This is a genomic window from Rhizobium azibense (genome assembly GCF_004342325.1).
Taxonomy (GTDB): domain Bacteria; phylum Pseudomonadota; class Alphaproteobacteria; order Rhizobiales; family Rhizobiaceae; genus Rhizobium; species Rhizobium etli_B.
The window spans coordinates 179,248-198,694 of the sequence record NZ_SMBJ01000006.1 but is presented as its reverse complement, the minus strand read 5'-3'; the positions used below and the strand labels follow the sequence as shown (position 1 = coordinate 198,694).

The following is a 19,447-nucleotide window of genomic DNA, read 5'->3' as shown; positions in this document are numbered from 1 at the left end:
CATCTGTGCAAGGTGTAACCGGCGCCGTTGCGCCGCTGCGGGTCATGATCAAGCATGTGCGCCTGGAAATCCAGGTCTGCCTCACGCCTGCAACCGGTACCAGTTGACGATGGTCTTGATTTTCCGACGCAGATCCTTGACGAAGTGGACCTCGCCAAGCTTGAGGACCTGGGCCCGATAAGGGGTCTTCTTCAGGTAGCGATAATAGGTCCAGATCAACGGATGCCATCCGTCCGTCGACCAGGGTTTGTTGTGCTCGGTGAAGTGGATGATCTTTGGTCGGCGCCCTTTTTTTATCTCGGCAGCGGTTGCATAGCAGGGCTTTCCTTCCTGCGGCATCAGCATGCGGCGTTGGACGTTCCACAATATGTCAAGCTGTTTCCATCGGCTCCAGAAGACAACGTTCAGCGCGCACTGATCACCATATTCCATGTCGTCGATACGCGTTTCCAAAACGGTAATCACTTTGGAAAGATCGTCACTGGCACGCAGCTTGGCGAGATCCATCAACAGCACACCGGAATTGAAGTAGCCAAGACGCTGGGGCTGCAGCTGAAAGCGCTCGGCGAACACCTCGCCATCCATGCCGACGTCGCAGACCGCGCCAATTGCATGCTCTCCCAGATCGGATGCATAGAGTTCGCGAATATCACCCATGACGACGAGGTCGGCATCGAGATAAAGGACCCGATCGATATCTGGCGGGGCAAGTTCGGCAAGCATCAGTCGGTAGTAGCCGGCGCGGCTGATATGGCGTTTGCCGGGCATTCCAAGGACGCTTGAGCCTTTGATCTCCAGCCAATCAAAACGATGCCCTTCGCCGCAGCGTTCAAAGGTCGAACGGGCCTGGGGGGAAATGCCATCATGGACCACCAGAAAACGGAATTTTGCGCCCGGTGCGTTAGCGATAAGCGATGCCAGCACAACAGCTGCATGCGGCAGGTAAGTGGTATCGAGTCCAAAGGCGATTGCCACCTCCGATGCTGGCGGGCGCGGGCGGCTGTATCGCTGCATTGCTGCCTCAAGTAGAGGTTCGGCAAGGGGGCGGCCGTTCAGGCCCCCGGTGATTGACCGCAAACTGGCAGTCTTCATCGGCAAGGCGCCCATGGTAGGAGATGCCAGATTTCCTTCAAATGCGGGATCACTCATTACCCCTCCATGCGGGAGCCTCATGCTCCTGTCTCATTTCATCGAACGTTCGCCGCTTATTGCCAGCCCGGGTATCCGGTCCAGGCGCGGCGCATGCCAAGCTTGACATAAATCCAGTCCAGGACGGCATCGACGACAAGCAGGCCGTTAACACCAAAGCCGGCCTTTGCCAGTGCATCTAAATGCGGTTGCAGATGCTCGCGACCGCGATCTTCGCGCCACCAGGTCAAAATGCGGCGCACGTAGTAACGGCGAAACGTAAGAAGCTGGCGGCGGTAGTCTGGCCCGAAGGCGACCGGGCCGTGGCGCATGATGAGATCAAGGCCATCGCGCGTCCAGGCGCGGGTTTTGCCGGCATAATGTAAGGCAGTTACCGTATTTTCGTGAACACGGGTAAAGCCAAGCGCTTCATGCACAAAACCGAAATCGCTGATGGCCAGCATCCGGAATACCGTATCGAGGTCCCAACTGCCTTCCATGTCACCAGTGAAAAGTGGTTCGAGCGCGTCAGTCACACGCTTGCGCCACATCATCTGGACCGGCATCAAAATGCCCTGGCGCAGCAGCGCCATACGCATGGCTTCCTTGCCGGAAAACACCGGCTTGCCGGGTGGCCAGAAGAAATCTTGAACGCCACCCGCGCAGTCATGCAGGCTGCCAATGACTCCGACATTGGGAAAGGTTTCGCCGAGTGTCGCCATCTTGGAGATCGACGTCGGGCTGATCGTGTCGTCGTCGCAGAGATAGCGCACATAGACAGCGTCCTGGGGTACGAGGCGATACGCTTGCGTCCAGTTTGCACGCTGATCCAGCGTTTTTTCATTACGGAAGCGAAGGACAGGGATGCGCCTGTTCAAATAGGCGGAGACAATCTCTTCGGTATTGTCGCTGCTATTGTTGTCGAGAACAACGTGAACAAGATTTGGCCAATCTTGCTGCTGGACGGATTCCATTGTTTCAGCCAAGAACCGCCCGCCATTATATGTCGGTGTCACAACGGCGACAAGTGGCATAGACATTGTACATTCCACCACGCGAAAGAAATCCAAAGAAGAACTAAAGCTATGTTATAGTTCAGGTGATATTAGTCAACAATGGCTTGGCTTGGAATCCAATTTATTATTACGATACTGTGGATACGCTGTATAGCTGACTATCAAAGATCTTTTGCGCCGTTCCTGTGCTTCTGATGACGGTTCGGCGTCAGCTTGCCGCCCTTGGGAATACGGCAGGATTTGAAAAACAACGCCGCGCCGACCGTTTCGTGAGCGGACGGTGGTACATCGGGCAGACGATAGTCGACAGAACCAGATCAATGCCTTCCATCGGTCGCCTCACGGTTTTTTCGGCGGTCAAGCGTGACCGCCACGGCGAGGCACATGGAAACCTTCTTTGCCAGCGAATTGAGAATAGTACCGCACCGAGGCGCTGCTTGCCGTTCCCGCGACCGGTTTTGCGAGTGCACCGGCACAATAGTAGATGAGGAAGGTTCCGATCGTGTACTGGTTGAGAAAATCCACCTCGAAAAAGGAGCGACCGATGAACAGTATGACGATACCGAAGAGGATCACGTCCTCGTCTCGCGCGCCTGATGACAGGAGGCGTCTGATGTATCCAACGAGGAGGCCAAGAATAACGGCGCCGAGCAAGACCAGCCCGATATAGCCGAGTTCGACCGCGGCCTCGATGTAGGTATTATGAAAGTGAAAGCCCGCACGCGAGGCAATGTAGAATTGCTGCCACAAGACCTCCGGTTGGGAAAAGCCCTGGACCCAAAAACCCTGAAAACCGAGGCCAAAGATCGGTTCGTCGTGTGCGATTTCGATACCGCGCTGCCAAAGATATGTCCGGCCTGTCAAGGTCGCATCCTTGCCGAAGACGCCGAGGATGGCGCCGAACAGCCCGCTACTCAGCGCAATTAGGAGTCCGACGGCTGCTGCTGGAACGATAGACAGGAAGAGGACAGTCCTGTGTCGCGGTGAGAACCGCTTCAAAAAGACCGCAGCGACCGCTACGGCGATCGTTGCGGCGATCGTGATCGTAGACGTCGCCGACTGGGCGGCGTGCAACGAAAAGGCGCCGAAGACGCCGGACATCAGGGCCAGGATGCGCCAGATCATCTGCACGCGCAGAATGAAGACCAGCGAGAAGGAGGCAAAAACGCCGAGCGCGGCAAACATGCCGAGTTGGTTCTTCGACGCGAAGGCGCCGATGAAGCTGTAGACGCCATCAAGAGGATCGTAGCTGAAGTGTCCAAACATCAGTGAGTAGAGCAGCACCAGCGATGCGCCGAGGCTCATTCCCAAAACCATCGCCTTTACAGGCACGACCCGTGCAGCAATCAAGGCGCAGGCAATCGTTGAAAGATATTGGAGTCCGCCGCGCAGGCTGAGCCCCGGAACCGCGGACCAAAAAAAGGACAGGCACGCAAAGATGGAAAAGGCAAAAATCCAGTAGAAAGGCCGTGGATCTCCGATGACTGCGCGCGGATCCATGGCAAGAAGAGGCAGCCACACGAGATAGAACAACAAAATGAAGACAGAGCCAAACAGTTGCGCATAGGCGATGAAAAACATCGTCGCGATCATAGCAGAGATCGCAAAGGGGGCGTTCTGTCCGGGTGATAAGAAAGCATTGATGCTGATACGCATGCCGACCTGCCGACCCCAAGTCCTATGATTTTTCGTTGGTGACACTGACCTTGACCAAGTCTCCCGGCTGCACGGGGGTCGTTTCGGTCGCTGGAATCTCCTGTATCTTGCTGGCGACTGTGCGCACGATCGAATAGCTGATGAGCCTGTCGGCGTCGCCTCCGGTCAATTGCGAGGCCATTGGCGCATTCACCAGCGCCTCTGCCATCAGTTGGCGATACATCTGAAGCTGCAGCGCATTTTCATCAAGCTGCGACTTCGTTTCCTGCATATCGAGCGCAATCTTGGATTTGCGCTCATTCTTCAGATCGATCGTGTCGAGTGCGGCCTTATTCATCTCCTGCTTGGCGCGCAGCGAGGCAGCATCGAGGTCGAGCAGGTTGCTCTGGGTTTCGGCAAGCGTCGTCTCCAGGCCCAGCGCCCGGGAACTGACTGCCAGGCCCTGATCGACGAGCTTGGCAGTCTTTTCAAGCTCCCGCTTGTAAAGGTCCACTTGCCGTGTCTGGTTGTCGACCTTCTTGCTGAGCGAGGTGATTTCGTTGCTGTAGAGGGTTTGCAGCTCATCAAGCCCTTTGAGGCGAAGGTCGAACGCGTTGCGGTTCGTTTCCATGATTGCTATTTCATCCTCGATCAGCGTTTGCGATTGCGCGATGGCGGCAAGGTCTTGGGGAACCGCAATCTTCTCCTTGCCGGCAGCCTCGGAGGCAAGTCGCGCCTTCTTCGCCATCAGACGGGCGCGCTCGGCGACCAGCACCTCGTAGCTGCCCCTGGCGTTGATGAAGTCCCGTTCGAACCGCTGACCTTCGTGCAATCCGCGACGCATGCCGCCCGCAAGGCTAATCGCTTTGAGAACAGTCATCTCCGGATCGTAGGGGTATTTGCCGGGCGTGTGGACTTCGCCAGCTACGAAAATCGGCCGGAATTCCAGAATCTCTACCGAAGCTTCGGGCGGATTGGCAAGCCCGAAACGCTCCTGGAGAGCGCGTGCGATCTCGTGCGCCACCTCAGAGGTCGACCGACCGGTGACCTTCAGCTCACCGGCAAACGGCAGAGCGAGATCGCCGTTCGGACCGACGATGTATTCGCCTGTAATACCCGGCCACTCGCGAAACTGCCCCTCGGCAGTTTGCCATTCGACCACGCGGACGGACAGCTTGTCCATGATTCCAAGCTTGTAGGCATCAGCGCGCGCAGCCGACAGCAACGCCGGTTGAACAAGACAGACGACTGCGGCAAGTATTGCAAGGCACAGCCGCGGTAACGCGTAAATGGCGTTAGGCGCGGCAAGTGAAAGCTGACGAACTAACCTCATGGTACTTTCCTATCTTCGCCTGGCAAAGGCGTGGGCGTGCTAGCGGGCACCCCGTGCGAACAGGACAACCGGCACGGTTTTCAGGATGATCCAGACGTCGCCGACGAAAGACCACTGCTCAACATACTGGCTGTCGAGCTGAACGCGCTCTTCGTAGCTCGTGTCGCTTCGCCCGCTCACCTGCCACTTGCCGGTGAGACCGGGGCGCGAGCGAAGGTAGTGACTTCCGCGATCACCGTAACGGACCATTTCCTCGCCCATGATCGGACGAGGTCCAACAAGGCTCATATCGCCGCGCAACACATTGAGCAGTTGTGGTAGCTCGTCGAGACTGAGTTTTCGCAGCACCTTTCCGGTGGCGGTTACCCTGATGTCGTGACGCAGCTTGCGCGTCGTCGCCCATTCAGCAAGGGCGGCGGGGTTTTCGGCGAGATAGGCAGCAAGCCGCGCATCGCTCTCGGTAACCATGGTCCGGAATTTCAGGCAACGGAACGACTTTCCGTTGTGGCCAATGCGCTGATGACCGAAAAGAACGGGGCCGCGATCATCAAGCTTTACGGCAATCGCGATCAGCAAGAACAGTGGGGAAAACAGGACGAGCAAAACCAGGGCGCCGACAATGTCAAACACCCTCTTGCGCAAACCGCCCAATGGCCTCATTGGCCACTGGGTGTAATGCGAGAAAATAGAGGCATCGGCTAAATCGATATCATGCTTCATCATGAAGCTCCCCGAAAGCAGAATATTAAGAAATTAGTAACTAAAGTGTTCGAAAAGGCAATAGAAAAAGATCCTTCTTAATTGAAATATACTTAATGTAACAAAGTGATACAGATTGAGTCTGTAGTTCGCGCTGTTCGCAGGCAATTTTCCATTTCGTAGCAGGTATTATTCAATTTCGGTTCGGGTGGGCCAAACCGCAGAGGCGACCTATCGCTCATCAAGGCTTCGTTTCACCCCGGCGTCGGGTCCCAGAGCTTCCATGGCGCATTGCCGCTCTCCCAGGCCTTCTCGAGCACCATCTTGTCTCGCAGCGAATCCATGCTTTGCCAAAAGCCCTGGTGCCAGTGCGAGCCAACCTTGCCCATGTGAAGCGCTCTTTCCATCGGACCCTCTTCCCAAACGGTGTCATCGCCCTCAATGAGGTCGAAGACGTCAGGCTCGCAGACAAAGAAGCCACCGTTGATCAGACCGCCATCGCCAATGCGTTTTTCGCGGAAGGCATGGACCCGAGTTCCGTCGTCGGACAGCCCAAGTGCGCCGTAGCGGCCCGGTTGGCTGACGGCGGTCAGCGTGATCCAGTTAGCGTCCCTCTCATGAAGCTCAATGGTTGCAGCGATATCGGTATCGGAGACACCGTCGCCATAGGTAAGGAGGAACCGCCTGTCGCCGATGACGTCGCGGGCGCGCCTCAATCGTCCGCCAGTCATCGTGTTTAGTCCGGTATCGAGCACGGTGACCCTCCACGGCTCTAGCGCGCGGCGAAGCCACTTAAACTCGCCCGTCGCTAGGTCGACTGTGAAGTCGCTGTTGATCATCGCATAGTTGATGAAGTAGTCCTTGATGTAATCCGCCTTGTAACCGGCAAGCACAACGAAGTCGTTGAAGCCGTAGTGCGAATAGATCTTCATAATATGCCAGATGATCGGCCGCCCGCCGATCTCGACCATAGGCTTTGGCCGAAGCGTAGTCTCCTCCGAAAGACGGCTCCCGTAGCCTCCTGCAAAAATGACAACTTTCATTGCGTCCCTCGTCATTTGAATCGTTGCCCGCCATAGGCGGTTTTAAAGTCACTGTGTCACATGAACCGGTTCAGCCAGACATGGCTTCGCGCGTTTGAAGAGCCGGATCCTTGAAACCAGGAATGGAACCAAGGTCGGACGAATTGGCCGTGTAGCGCAGGTCGGTACCAAGGCTGCCGCCGTCGATTGCCTGTGTAAGCACGTTCAACCGCACGAGTTGGGAAGAGCGGTAATCGGGATCCTTCAAGCCCGCCGCAGCAAGGCCGTTTTTGAGATCGGCAATAGCGCCTGCAAGCGTTACTTCTGGCTGATGGGCCGGTGCCAGACTCCGGTATAGATCGAAATTAACCCGATAAGAGCGCCGGTCCGGTGGAGCGTCCTTGTTGATTTCGACCACCGTGCCCGCAACCGAGGCGGCGACGGCCTCCGCGAGCTCGCGGACCTGATAGTTCCAGTCCTCGGAACCGACGTTGACGGCCAGAAAGTTTGCGCCATCCCGCCTGAGCAGCGCCCATTCGATTGCCCTTGCCATGTCGTTGACATGAATGAGCGGACGCCAGGGCGTGCCGTCAGAGAGGACCGAGACGCGCCCGGTCTTCAGTGCCGAGGCCACAAAATCGTTAAGGACGAGATCGAGCCGGGTACGTCCCGAAAAGCCGCACGCAGTCGCGAAGCGCAACGCGCTGACCGTCATCTGGCTGTTGCGGGCAATCTCGCCAAGCCCGATCTCGGCCGCAACCTTCGAGCGCGAATAAGCGGTCAGAGGGTTAAGATCATCTGCTTCGGTGCGCGCGCCGCCCTCGGCAAAACCGTACATTGAGCAGCTGGAGGCAAATACAAAGCTTCTGACGCCCATCCTGGCGGCGAGCTCGGCTGTCCTGAGTGTGGCACGATGGTTAATCTCGTCAGTCACTGCCTCAAAGCGGCCACCCATCGGATCGTTGGAAACGGCTGCCAGATGCACGACCGCATCGACGCCCTCGAATAGCTCGGCAGGCAGATCGCGGACATCGGCAAAGACCTGACTATTAAGCAAACGCTCAGGTAGGTTTGCTTGGGTGAGGCAGTGCGCGAAAAGGCCAGTATCGACGCCGACAAGCAAGCAATCAGGCATCGCACGGCGCAGGTGAGAGACGACAGCAGGCCCGACATAGCCCATGTTTCCTGTGATCAAGATCTTCATTTTCAAACGCTCCGGAACTGGTAACTGTCATTGAAAATCGGCATGGCGCAAACCAGAATTGCTTCACACCAACATTGCATCGGATCAGTGCTACTTGCGCGTTTCGCTAGAGCTCCTTCGATAGCTGCGCGCGCGACTTTCGCCGCCTGCGGCCTCGCGCCTTCATGATGGGCTCGCCCTGCTCGAGGTAGTAGCTCGCATATCGGGAGTAGAGCTTCTCGGAACTGCCAAGGCCGCCATAGGTCGAAAGCTTCTCTTGATCTGCCTTGTTGAGCACGACCCCCAGCAATTTCGCTGCTATTGCCGGCTCTTGTTCAAGTGTTGACTTCAAAAGGGCTCGTGGTGTGCCTCCCCATTCCGACACGAGCAGGAAACCATCGGCCAACGGCTCGAAAGCCTTGGCGTCGAAGACTGGCCCGATTGGTGGAAGGTCAACGATTATGTAGTCGAACATGGAGCGGGCCTCTTCTAACAGAGCTGCCATGGAAGGACCTGAGATCAGCTCGCTCGTGTTGAAGACCTTAAGCTGGCGCGGTGTCGCGAGAAGGCTCGCACCCGTCTGCGGATCGACAACCAGGGTATCTTGCCATCTCGTTGCCCCGGCCAGTGCCTCCGTCCAGCCGGTCTCAAAGTGGATGCCAAGACCCTGCGTCAGTGATCCGCGTCTGAGATCAGCATCGATCATCAGCACCTTGGCTGGGCTGGAGGCCACGAGCGTCGCAAAGTTTGCCGCGACTGTCGTCTTGCCTTCGCCAGGCAATACTGAGACGACGCCGATGACCTTGCAGTTCTGGCTGCCAAGCATCGTGTCGGTCACGATCTTTGCGTGCCGTAGCGTCTCGGTAAACTTGGTGCCGCCCGATTTGACCGCAAACCGCATGGTCTCGACATCGGGATTGGCGATCAGCTTTCTTTCGTCATCGGGGGAGGGACGCGTGGCTCCAGGGATCGGCGGCAGATAACCGAAGAACTTCAGGCCGAGCGCCGTAAATTCCTCGCCAAGGCGGAACGTGCCTTCCCTAATCTCGCGCCACAGGCCAAGGCCGATACCGAAGATCGCGCCGAGTACCAGCGAGCCACCAAGCGTCAGGGTGCGCTTGGGGCTGGATGCCTCGGTCGGCGGCGAGGCAGGCGAGATGACGCGCGCTTCTGATATTGGAAACGACTGGTTCTGGGCCGTTTCCTGATATTTCGTCAGATAGGTCTTGTAGAGGTCGCTGATGGCTTCGGCGTTGCGTTCGAGGTCCTTCAATTGCACGAGCGATTCATTCGCCGCCGAGGTTTGTCCGGTAATCCTCGACAGTCCCTCCTTCAGCGATGCCTCGCGCGAGAGGGCAACCTCATACTGATTGCGGTAGCTTTCCGTCATCTGCTTGAGCTCTAGAAAGATTTGCCGCCCGATGTCATCCTGCTCCTTACGCAGCGTGATTGCCTGCGGGTGTTCGGGGCCGAAACGGCCTTCGATCTCCTGAGCCCTCTTGATGACCGTCAGGTAGCGCGCTCTGAGCGTCGAAATGACTGTGGAGCCTTCCTGCTCCGAGACGGTCGCGGCATTGTCGACTGCAGTCTGCTGGCCGGCGGCGACGATCGCTTTGTACTGATTGTAAAGCGCGAGTGCCTTTGCGCTGTCCGCCTGGGCCAGGATGTACTGGCCACTGATGTCGGAGAGCTGTTCTTCCGACAAGAGGGCACCTTTTGCTGAAGTGAGGCCGTTTTCCGTGCGGTAGCGTTCGACCTTCAGGGCCGCCTCCTGCGACTGGTCCTTCAGATCGGTCAGCCGAGCGCGCAGCCAGACCGTCGCCCTTTGTGACGCGTCGAAATTGGCATCGAGCTTGTCTGACAGATAGGCTTCGGCATAGGCGTTAGCGATCTGCGCCGACAAGGTGGGGTCCGTCGAAGTGTAGTACAGGTCGATCACGAAACTCTGCGGTTGCTGCTCGACCCTCAAATTGTCCATGAGAACTGCCACGGCAGTGCCCTTGCGCGCATCGAGGCTATCGGCATCTGCCATCTCTGTGCCTATGCCGGCAAACACGTCCATCGCCATCTTGCCAAGGCCCTTGATCTGCTGGGTGACCGAGAGTGGAGGACTTATGAATTCGCGCTTTTCGTAAAGCTTCTGTCTGTCGACTACTTTTGCAGCAAGCGAGCTTGACCTCAAGATCGCCACCTGGCTCATGATCTTCTTGTCAGATTCCATGTTTGCAGGTGCCGGTGAAACGTCTCCAGCAAACCGGCTCAGATTGTCATCGATGAGGACGCTCGTGCCTGCCGTGTAATAATAGGTTGCAAACACCAGACGGGTAACGCCGAGCAGCAGGCCGATGGCGGCAAAAAGGACGACGAGCTTTGCTTGACGCCTGGCGATCTGTATCAGGCGGTCGACGTCTATGAACCTCTCATCGCCGGCTTCCGGCTGCTTGGCCGTGCCCGGCGGGCCGAGATAGGGGCGTAGTGCTTCCTGCATCATCTTTGCCTTGCCTATGAACTCGTTCATTGCGACACCCGCCTAACGGCCGAGACAGGCGTCTGCAGCGCCATTGCCGCTGGCTTGATGCGTGCCGCTCTGAGCGAGCCCCACGGGTATGTGCAAACAGCGATTTCGATGAGAAGTGGCCGGCTCATGAGACGCTCCTTCTTGGACCAAGCGACAGCATCTCGAGCCAGAAACCCGTTGACCAGGCTACATGCATGACCATAGCAAGTAGCCCGGCCAATGGTCCGTGGGGCATTTGCTGGCGCACGCGAAGGTAAAAACCATAGCCGATACAGGTGAACGCCCAGGCGAAAGCTGGGACGATGGCTGCCCAGTAAAACAGCGCGAGCGCAGTGCCGGCAACGGCGGGCGCGACTGTAAGCGGCAGCATTTGGCGCAAGGCTGGCATCGTCTTGTGTTTGCGAATATTGCGCGCCCGTCCGCGGCCGTAATTGAGGTATTGACAAAACAGCGCGCCAACGCTTGCGCGCGGATGATAGATCATGCTTGTCTTGCCGCTGATCCAGATCCTGTAGCCGGCCTTCGTCAGACGGAAGTCGAGCTCGGCATCTTCATTATGGGAAAAGGTCTCGTCGTAGCCTCCAACGGCGAGAAAGGCGCTGACGCGCATCAAAGCGTGGTGTCCGTGGTCGACGTAGCGACCCGTCGATTGGTTGCGATGGGCAGAACCGCCGTTGCCGATCTTGGAGTTCTGTGCAATCGCCGCTGCTTTCTGGAATGTGTTGAAACCAGTCGTCTCCAAGGCGACGACGACGGAGGCAGCAGCGGTCATCTCGGCATCGGCAATCAGCTGCTGGCAATAATTCCTCGGATATTGACCATGGGCGTCCATGCGGACGAAATAGTCAAAATCACGGCCGTAGCGTGCCACGGCAAGATTAATCGCCGCACTTTGCAGGCGCTTCGGATTGTCAAGGAAGATGATGCGCGGATCGATGGCGCAGGCGGCCTTAATGATATCCTGCGAGCCGTCCTTGCTGCCGCCATCGGCCACAACAATGCGCCAGCCCGGCGCTTGAAGCTCCGTGCTCAGATCGTTCAGAAGCGCACCGATGTAGTTTCGTTCGTTAAGGCATGGAATGACGATCAAGCAGCAATCTTCTGGGCCCCCGTGCTTATTCATCGCGTTCAATCCTGTATGGCAAATGACGAAATGATCGGAAAGTGACCTGATGTCTTGCGAGGCGGCTTTCGCCAAGCGGGATCGTACAGATCGTGGACCAGGTAAAACACAGGCGCCATCAAAGGTTCTCCTGCTGATTTGCAGGGGCGCTGACGGTGATCGTGCCGTCGCAGGTCACAGAGCCTGCAAACAGACATCTTTCGCCCGTAGCGGTAAAGCTCACCCAGTCGACCTGCATGATCACCGGTCCTTTGTAGGCAAAAGGGCCCATCCAGCCTGTCAACGTATCGGTTCCCCACAGGCTAAAGAAGATTTTCTGCCTTGCCGTCGGAATGCGGAGCGGATCGGTAATCTCGTTGACGAGCAGGCCGTTTACGAAGAACCGCAGTCTGGAGGGCTCCCAGGTAAAGGCGAAATGGTTGAATTCCTCGTCGGCCGGACCGGCGAGCGAAACGAGCTTTTCGTTGCCGCCCTTCGCCTTCACATATTGGTTGACCTGGACAGCAGCACTGTTCTTCCCCAGCACCTCGAAATCAATCTCGTCGTGTTCCTCATGGTCGGCGGGGCCAATATAGGAGAAGAACGCCGAGTTGATGCCTGACCCGGTCGCCGTCTTTATCCGTGCCTCGTAGGTACCATAGCCGTAGCGCTGCTTCGTCTGGATTTCTGCGCATAGCAGGGCCTTCTGATCGATAGTGTCCTTTGCGAGCATGAGCGAGGCAAAGCCATCTGCAATCTTAAGCATTCTCGCCGACCAGATGCAGTTCTGGTGATCACCGTTCGTCCAGCCATCTGAAATATACCAGAAGTTGGGGTCGAGGCGGTCAAAGCTCTCCAAGAACGACGCTCCAGGGCGCCCGTCCGCGGCCCCGACGTTAGGAGCAAACCAACATGTCAGCAAGATCAGTGAAAGGATGTGCCGGAAAATGCAACTGAATCCCCGACCCGTAGCTGCACGGTCAGCATGTGAAGATTGATTGAAATTCATAATAGCAACCCGAAGCGAGTACGAGAGACAAATGGCGCGGCGACGTTGGCACTAAAAATTCCAGGCTATACTTCCCGATTCTTTTTTACAGGCAGAATACATGCATTGTTGAATCATTGCATAGTTTTCCTGCCTGATATGCAGCGCCGACGTTGCCAACTTCGACCGCGTTCAACTAATCACGATCGTCTATACCGGCATCCCGAGAACGGCGTAGCAGTATTTGCGGAGACGTTATTTCAGAAAATTGAAAGAGGCAACATAAAATTAACGAATGTGATGGCTAAAAGCTTGATTTTACGCCGTAGATTAGTGTTTGAACAAAGTTCAGCTCCTGTCGTTTCATAATGGTACAGGTAGTCATTCCGAATGCCGGAGAGGCAGGGACGTTCGTCCGTCATGCGTGCATGCGGTTTATCATGCTGGCGCTGGAGATCATGGCACTGGGAATGCCTAGTCGTTGAAGGTCGGCGTTGTCGGCCGTGCTGGCCGCATGAAAATTTCGGTCACTTCACAGGTGGACGGCATCGACAAGGCTGAGATCAGGTTTGCTGCCACCGATTCCGGCTGCAACAGCTCGTCTGACTGGTAGAAAAGCGCCCTTGCATCATGGATAGTTTCCTGCATCGGCGTTGCGGTCTTGCCGGGAAAGATGCTGAGGACGCGCACGTCCTGATTGTTGATCTCGGCTCGCAGGACGTCGGCGAATGCCTTCAGCGCATACTTACTCATCGTGTAACCCGCAAGATCGATTTTCGGATTGAGCCACACGCTTGAGTTGATGAATGCGATATAACCCTTCTGTCTGGCCAGTGCCGGGAGAAGGAGCTGTGTCAGAACATAGGGAGCGCGCAGATTGACGCGCCAGACGTTATCGAGTTCCTCCACCGGGCTTTGCGCAACCGGGCCTGAACGAAAGACGCCAGCACTGTGCACGAGGTAATCGATGCCGCGTTCGCTCACCCGCAAACGGGCGACGAATTCGGCGATGGCCCGGTCATCGGCAAGATCGACGTGATGCCAGCTGATCGATGCTCCATTGCTAAGGGACGACGGAGGGACGCCGCCGCGGGTAAGAGCATGAACGGTCACGCCGGCTCCACCGAAGGCCGAAACGATCGCCTGACCGATACCGCCCGCTGCCCCGGTCACCACTGCCACGCGCCCCTGAAGAGATTTTTCCATGATCTCCTAGGTCCTCTGTGCCGGTGCAAGTAGATCATGGCCAATCAGAAGATCGGCGGCATCGGCGATCAAATCAAACGCAAGACCCGATTTTGTGGCGATATCGAGGAGATCATGTCTGCCGTCCGAGTAGTTTAGAACCCAGAGCAGGGCCATCTGACGTATCTTCGTGTCGGATTTTCCGCCGACGGCATCATAAAGCCCGCGTTTTCCAAGTTGCGGCTCGCACATCGGCGAAAGGTTCAGGAAAGCTCGGTTGCGGTCAAGTGTTTCGAGCACGGAGGCGTAGGTATTGAGTGAGTGGGCAAGCGCTTCAGGCTTGATGAAATCAAGGTTGTCGGCCGACGTATGGTACTCAGCAAACCGCCCGTAGGGTGTGCGCGACAGACAGCCGAAGGGAAGGTTGATGCCAGGTGAGCTGAACTGCCTTTCGTCATAGCCATAGGGAGCAAACGCCATAATCGAATGGGGTTGTCCCGCTGACTTCAGCACATGTTCCACAACCCGATCGATCTCAGCCGTCTCGTGACGGCTCTTCTTATAATGAAGCATCCCGGGATCGCCGAGGTTGACGGCAACAAGACCATGTCTGATGCGCGACAGCCGCTCGCGGTTCGTCGAAAGCCAGGCAATCGAACCGATGGTGCCCGGAATGAAGAGCAACCGCACGGAATAGCGCCGCTGTGCCGCCATCAAAAGCTTGGCAAGCTCGACACAGACGGCGATGCCCGACAGGTTATCGTTGGCAAGTGATGGATGGCAGATATGGGTCGAGATAACGATTTCGTCGGTCGTAGTACCGGGGATGAAACATTCGCCCCACAGAAGTTCGCCATCTGAAAGTGTTGAGTCTATCAGGACCTCGTAGGTTCCTTCGCTCATCGCCTCCAGGGCGTTCTGGGAGAGGCAGAAGCCCCAGTCTGCCTTGTAGTAGGTCGTCCGGTAGGGGATCCAGGCGGGATGGGCGGGGTCGGTGTGCAGATGAAGCTTCAGTGCATTAAGCGGCAATGTCGCGCGGATCGGTCGGGAATAGTTGACGACGTGCAGATTGCTTGCTTTGAAGTCGATGATCCGGTTGCCCTTCTCGTCCTTCACATAGGCATCGCGGATGCTCCATTCCTGCGGGACGGTCCAGTCGAAGATCTGCGTGCCGCTTGCTATGCGATGAATCGTAACCGGAATTTCCTGCCTGATAATCTCAAGGGTCTCGACGACGCCCGGACCGGTGATGCTGCGACAGATCGGAAAAAGTCGCTCGATGAGGGCAGCCATCCGCGCGCCGGCAGGCTCCTTGTCTGTCGCGCTGACGGCGCTCAAGCAACGACCTCGACATTGGGAAGCGGAACGACAAACTGGCTGCCCAAGCCTTTGAGCTCCGACATTTGGCTGATGATCTCATCCTTGATGTTCCAGGGCAGGATCAAGACGTAATCGGGCTTGGTTTCTGCAATCTTTTGTGGTGCGTGGACCGGGATGCGGGTGCCCGGAAGCAAGTGGTTCTGCTTGTGAGGGCTGACATCGACAGTATATTCGATAAGATCCGTACCAACGCCGCAGAAATTCAAAAGCGTGTTGCCTTTTGCCGGAGCACCATAGGCGACAACGGTCTTCTTGCTTTCCTTTGCATCGATCAGAAATCGCAGAAGATCGCGCTTGGAGCGGTGGACCTGCTCGGAAAATTTGCTGTAGCGTTGGATAGAATTGACGCCGCCTTCAATTTCGCGGGCACGCAGTTCATCTACACGCACCGAGACCGGCTGGCTTTGATCTTCGGCGTGGCGAGCATAAATGCGCAACGATCCCCCTTGTGGAGCGATCTCATCGACATCGAAGATCGTCAAGCCGTGGTGGGCAAAGATTTTCTCGACACTAAAAAGTGACAGGTACGAATAGTGCTCGTGATAGATCGTATCGTAGTAATTGAGCTCCAGCATCTTCATGAGATGCGGAAACTCGATCGTTGCGATGCCGGTTGCCGACAATACGATCTTGATGCCGGCAACAAAATCGTTGATGTTGGGGACATGCGCCAGCACGTTGTTGCCGATCAGCAGGTCGGCGGTGAGACCATCGCCAACCAACTGCCGTGCCGTCTCCACACCGAAGAACTGTACCCTGCTCGGGATGCCGGCCTCTACCGCGACAGCCGCGACGTTGGCACATGGTTCTATGCCGAGCACCGGAACGCCGCGTTCCTTGAAGTTTTTCAAAAGATAGCCGTCGTTGCTGGCAATTTCGATTACCTGGTGGCCCGAGTCGAACTGAAACCGCTCGACCATATGGTCAACATATTCGCGCGCATGTTTCAGTACCGAGGCCGAATAGGAGGAGAAATAGGCATACTCGCTGTCGAAGATGTCTTCGCGCGGCGCCATAGGAGGCACCTGGACCAGGAAGCACTCGTCGCAGACGAACGCATGTAGTGAAAAGAACGGTTCGGCGTCCTGCGTTTTGTCGACGGCGATATAGGAGTTTGCAAGCGGTGACGCGCCAAGGTCGACGACCGTCTGAGTGAGAGCGGTGTTGCAAAACCTGCAGTTGAATGAAGCCATGATCTTCGTCCCCCTAGACGAAACGATACGGTGAAGAATTGGTTGAAACGCGGCTCCAAGAGACGTTTAGCTTTGCGGATCGGTTTGCAGAAGAACAACTGCCGGCAAAGCATCGTCCATGAGTTTCAGGCTTCTTGGAAATGATACGTGGTGAAGCATCGGCAAACCTCCCTATCGGCCAGCAGTGGCAAGGCGCGTCTCGCGCCGTTTGACGCGACGATCTAATTCAGGCACCAGAGCGGGAACAGCGTCAGGTTCCGTTGTCATGCGGTTCGTGGCGCGGAACACCACCTCCGATGGTCGCCCGACCAGATAACTGGATACGCCGTTTTCAAGGGCATTGCGGTAAACGCCGAGCGCGCCATCGACTGCATCGAGCGTCTTTGCAATCTCGGGGTCGCCGTGCGTGTAACTGACAACGAAGGAGGGAGCGAGAACGCCGCGCTTGATCAGTTCCTGCAGAAACAGCGTGCGGAACGCCTGGGAGGGACGACCATCCTCATCAAGCGTTGCGTAGACGAGGTTACTTGCCAACCCGAAGACGCTGAAATGATTTCCTATTCCATGGCTGGCCGCAATCTGCGAAATGCCTTGTCGAAGCGCCTCGCCTTTTTCATAAAGGTGCTCGATCACCGGCTCGTCACGATAGATCTTCATCGTTGCAATTGCCGCCGCCATGGCGTGCGTTTCAGCGCCATGAGTGGTCGACAGCAGGAAGACCCGTGGCTTCTCGCGCTGATCTATACCGCCCAGCTCCATGAATTCGCGCTTTCCCGCAAGTGCGGAGACCGCAAAGCCATTGCCCATCGCCTTGCCGAAACAGGATAGATCTGGCTGGATATCGTAAAGAGCCTGCGCTCCGTTCCGATGCCACCGGAAACCGGTTATCATCTCGTCCAGGATGAAAAGTGCTCCATTGGCATGACAAAGATCACGCAGACGGTGCAGGAAATTATCCTTCGGCGGTTCGCCTTTCGATGGCTCAAGAATGACAGCCGCGATCTTACCGGGATGTTGCTCAAACAGTGCTCTGGCACTGTCAATTTCATTATAGCAAAACGATAGCGTCATATCCCGTACGGCTTTCGGGATGCCGGCATTCATGGGCGTTGTCCCGATAAACCAATCGTCGGTCGAAAAGAACGGGTGATCGGCACATCGAGCAACGAGGTCGCGCCCGGTGACGGCTCTTGCCAAACGGATTGCGCCAGAGGTCGCATGTGATCCATCCTTGCAGAATTTGACCATTTCGGCGCCTTGGATCGTCTCAAGAAAGATTGCTGCGCAATCCACCTCGATGACTGCCGGTCGCGTGAAGTTCGCGCCGTTTTTCAGCTCCCGCTCGACAGCGCGCAGGACCTTTGGATAGGCGTGGCCGAGGGAGACTGCGCGGTTTCCCATGCCAAACTCGATATACTTGTTGTCGTCGACATCGAAGACATAGGCGCCGTGCCCCCGGGCGATGAAGCCCGGCGACAAGACCGGATACTGATCGTCGCCCTTTGCATAAGTGTGCGCTCCTCCCGGAATCAACCGTCGGGCTCGCTGACGCAACTCATTCGAGTGCTCAAAGTTACTAATGAGGCTGGTCACCGTTTTCTACCCCTCCGAAAACACGTCGCACGCCGTTGCAAGAAGCGTTGGAGGACGTGTCTAACGACATTTTAAAATGGCTGAGCGGGGAAGGGTGACCGTGGGATGTCCCAAGCGCGGGAAGGCCATGCCTTGAGATATCAAAGCGGCCAAAATTCTTTCTGAAAAACTGTTGAGCCAGCCGCATATATTGCAACGCTAGCCAAATTGAAATCATGCAACGGTCGCATGATTTCAAGTTCGTCAGGTACACACTGGATACACTCAAGTACACTATACTCCACTGCTACTGTTCAAGAGTTATCACCAAAGCAACAACATGTAAATGACAATTAATGAGGAGTTAAAATTGCAATCACGCTGGTGTATTTGTGTGCTTTGATATTTGGTGCCAATGGCATTGCGTTGGATGAAGCATGCAATTGTAACCAAATCCCATGGAGTTGTACCAAAACGGGATTCGGGAATTTTCCCCTTTGGGCTTCAGTTAAGATTCTTCCTGTAGGGAGATTGAGTCCTTGTCATTTTCGGTGGATGAATGTTTCACTTCCCGATGCGTTGGCGCCGCAATCCGAACCCGCAGTCGATCGGCAGGCAAAGGCTCTTGTGGCTCGATAACGCCTTCGATGCGATCTACGCTGTCAGCGATATACACGGTTGCGCTGATGAACTGGCAGAAGCAAAACGACGCATAGACCATGACGCTCGGGCCTATCCTGGCCCAAAGCTCCTCGTTTTTCTCGGCGACTACGTTGATCGCGGTCCCGCCAGCAGCAAGGTCCTCGACATGCTTGGCGCAGAGCCGCCTGATGGCTTCATGCAGGTCGCGCTTTCGGGCAATCACGACGACGAATTCGCCCGAATGTTCCGCAAACCTTCCATCATTGGCGATTGGCTCGACTTCGCCGGGACCGAAACGCTTGCTTCCTACGGTATCGACGTTGCGCATGTCATCAAGACGAAAGGGACGCGCGGCCTTCAAGGCCTTGTCGCGGATCGCGTGCCAGAAAGGCACATCGCCATGATCGAAATGATGCCGGTCTCGCTTCAGATCGGCAAATTGCTCTTCGTGCACGCCGGCATAAAGCCTGGCGTCGATATGTCCAAACAAACGGATATGGACCTCATGTGGATCCGCGAGCCGTTCTTAAGCGAGGGCCCGCGTCGGCCGCTCTTCGTGGTCCACGGGCATACCCCTGTCCTGCAGCCGACCTTCGGACCGCAGCGGGTTGCCATCGACACGGCGGCGGCGGCCACTGGCCACCTGACGGTGCTGAAGATCGCCGACGAAAGCTTCAATTTCATCTGACACGGGCTGGACCCTTTGGGTGGGTCTGGCCGCGCAGTCGCCCAGGTGTCGCGATGTTCGCAGCCTCGTTAAGAACGATGCCGTCGGCGGCGTTGCCGTGAAAATCAACGGCATAGCGTCGCGGGACGCCTGCACGCAATGACATCTCTCGTCTGAAATTGCG

Annotated in this window: 16 protein-coding genes; 1 reads left to right on the top strand and 15 read right to left on the bottom strand. The window is 56.5% G+C overall.

Annotated elements, in window-relative coordinates; all coding sequences use genetic code 11:
* Positions 1-81: 81 nt before the first annotated feature.
* The 15 genes from EV130_RS16670 to EV130_RS16605 form a co-directional block, all read right to left on the bottom strand.
* Positions 82-1,149 carry a glycosyltransferase family 8 protein gene (locus tag EV130_RS16670; protein WP_165918535.1) on the bottom strand — a complete coding sequence of 356 codons (1,068 nt, stop codon included), beginning with the start codon at positions 1,147-1,149 and terminating at the stop codon, positions 82-84.
* A gap of 56 nt (positions 1,150-1,205) precedes the next feature.
* Positions 1,206-2,168: a glycosyltransferase family A protein gene (locus EV130_RS16665; RefSeq protein ID WP_132550747.1), complete on the bottom strand. Its 963-nt coding sequence runs from the start codon at positions 2,166-2,168 to the stop codon at positions 1,206-1,208.
* Positions 2,169-2,501: 333 nt separating this feature from the next.
* On the bottom strand, positions 2,502-3,800 hold the full coding sequence (locus EV130_RS16660) for an O-antigen ligase family protein (RefSeq protein ID WP_074064455.1): 1,299 nt from the start codon (positions 3,798-3,800) through the stop codon (positions 2,502-2,504).
* Positions 3,801-3,822: 22 nt separating this feature from the next.
* A complete protein-coding gene (locus EV130_RS16655) occupies positions 3,823-5,112 on the bottom strand; it encodes a polysaccharide biosynthesis/export family protein (RefSeq protein WP_081377235.1) in 1,290 nt (429 codons plus the stop codon).
* Between the two features lie 39 nt (positions 5,113-5,151).
* Complete coding sequence (locus tag EV130_RS16650; protein WP_132550999.1) at positions 5,152-5,832, bottom strand: sugar transferase; 681 nt, start codon at positions 5,830-5,832, stop codon at positions 5,152-5,154.
* A 233-nt stretch (positions 5,833-6,065) separates the two neighbouring features.
* Positions 6,066-6,854 carry a glucose-1-phosphate cytidylyltransferase gene (rfbF, locus tag EV130_RS16645; RefSeq protein ID WP_074064457.1) on the bottom strand — a complete coding sequence of 263 codons (789 nt, stop codon included), beginning with the start codon at positions 6,852-6,854 and terminating at the stop codon, positions 6,066-6,068.
* A 70-nt stretch (positions 6,855-6,924) separates the two neighbouring features.
* Entirely contained in the window at positions 6,925-8,037 is a 1,113-nt protein-coding gene (locus tag EV130_RS16640) for an NAD-dependent epimerase/dehydratase family protein (protein WP_074064458.1), read from the bottom strand.
* A gap of 106 nt (positions 8,038-8,143) precedes the next feature.
* A complete protein-coding gene (locus EV130_RS16635; protein WP_245520067.1) occupies positions 8,144-10,534 on the bottom strand; it encodes a GNVR domain-containing protein in 2,391 nt (796 codons plus the stop codon).
* Positions 10,531-10,662 (bottom strand): hypothetical protein, encoded by a 132-nt coding sequence (locus EV130_RS33865; RefSeq protein WP_257788712.1) that lies wholly within the window; start codon positions 10,660-10,662, stop codon positions 10,531-10,533. The genes EV130_RS16635 and EV130_RS33865 overlap by 4 nt, the downstream gene beginning before the upstream one ends.
* Complete coding sequence (locus EV130_RS16630) at positions 10,659-11,657, bottom strand: glycosyltransferase family 2 protein (protein ID WP_074064459.1); 999 nt, start codon at positions 11,655-11,657, stop codon at positions 10,659-10,661. The genes EV130_RS33865 and EV130_RS16630 overlap by 4 nt, the downstream gene beginning before the upstream one ends.
* A 118-nt stretch (positions 11,658-11,775) precedes the next feature.
* Positions 11,776-12,645 carry an endo-1,3-1,4-beta-glycanase ExoK gene (gene exoK, locus EV130_RS16625; RefSeq protein ID WP_081377236.1) on the bottom strand — a complete coding sequence of 290 codons (870 nt, stop codon included), beginning with the start codon at positions 12,643-12,645 and terminating at the stop codon, positions 11,776-11,778.
* 453 nt (positions 12,646-13,098) lie between these two features.
* Positions 13,099-13,830, bottom strand: a complete 732-nt coding sequence (locus tag EV130_RS16620) for an SDR family NAD(P)-dependent oxidoreductase (RefSeq protein WP_132550745.1) — start codon at positions 13,828-13,830, stop codon at positions 13,099-13,101.
* Positions 13,831-13,836: 6 nt separating this feature from the next.
* Positions 13,837-15,102: a DUF4910 domain-containing protein gene (locus EV130_RS16615; RefSeq protein ID WP_132550995.1), complete on the bottom strand. Its 1,266-nt coding sequence runs from the start codon at positions 15,100-15,102 to the stop codon at positions 13,837-13,839.
* 41 nt (positions 15,103-15,143) lie between these two features.
* Positions 15,144-16,382, bottom strand: coding sequence for a class I SAM-dependent methyltransferase (locus EV130_RS16610; RefSeq protein ID WP_074064462.1), 1,239 nt, complete (start codon positions 16,380-16,382; stop codon positions 15,144-15,146).
* A 171-nt stretch (positions 16,383-16,553) separates the two neighbouring features.
* Positions 16,554-17,975 carry a glutamate-1-semialdehyde 2,1-aminomutase gene (locus EV130_RS16605; protein ID WP_074064463.1) on the bottom strand — a complete coding sequence of 474 codons (1,422 nt, stop codon included), beginning with the start codon at positions 17,973-17,975 and terminating at the stop codon, positions 16,554-16,556.
* A gap of 538 nt (positions 17,976-18,513) precedes the next feature.
* On the opposite strand from EV130_RS16605, the gene EV130_RS16600 reads away from it, so the two are divergent.
* Positions 18,514-19,284: a metallophosphoesterase family protein gene (locus EV130_RS16600; RefSeq protein ID WP_132550743.1), complete on the top strand. Its 771-nt coding sequence runs from the start codon at positions 18,514-18,516 to the stop codon at positions 19,282-19,284.
* The last annotated feature ends 163 nt before the right edge of the window (positions 19,285-19,447 follow it).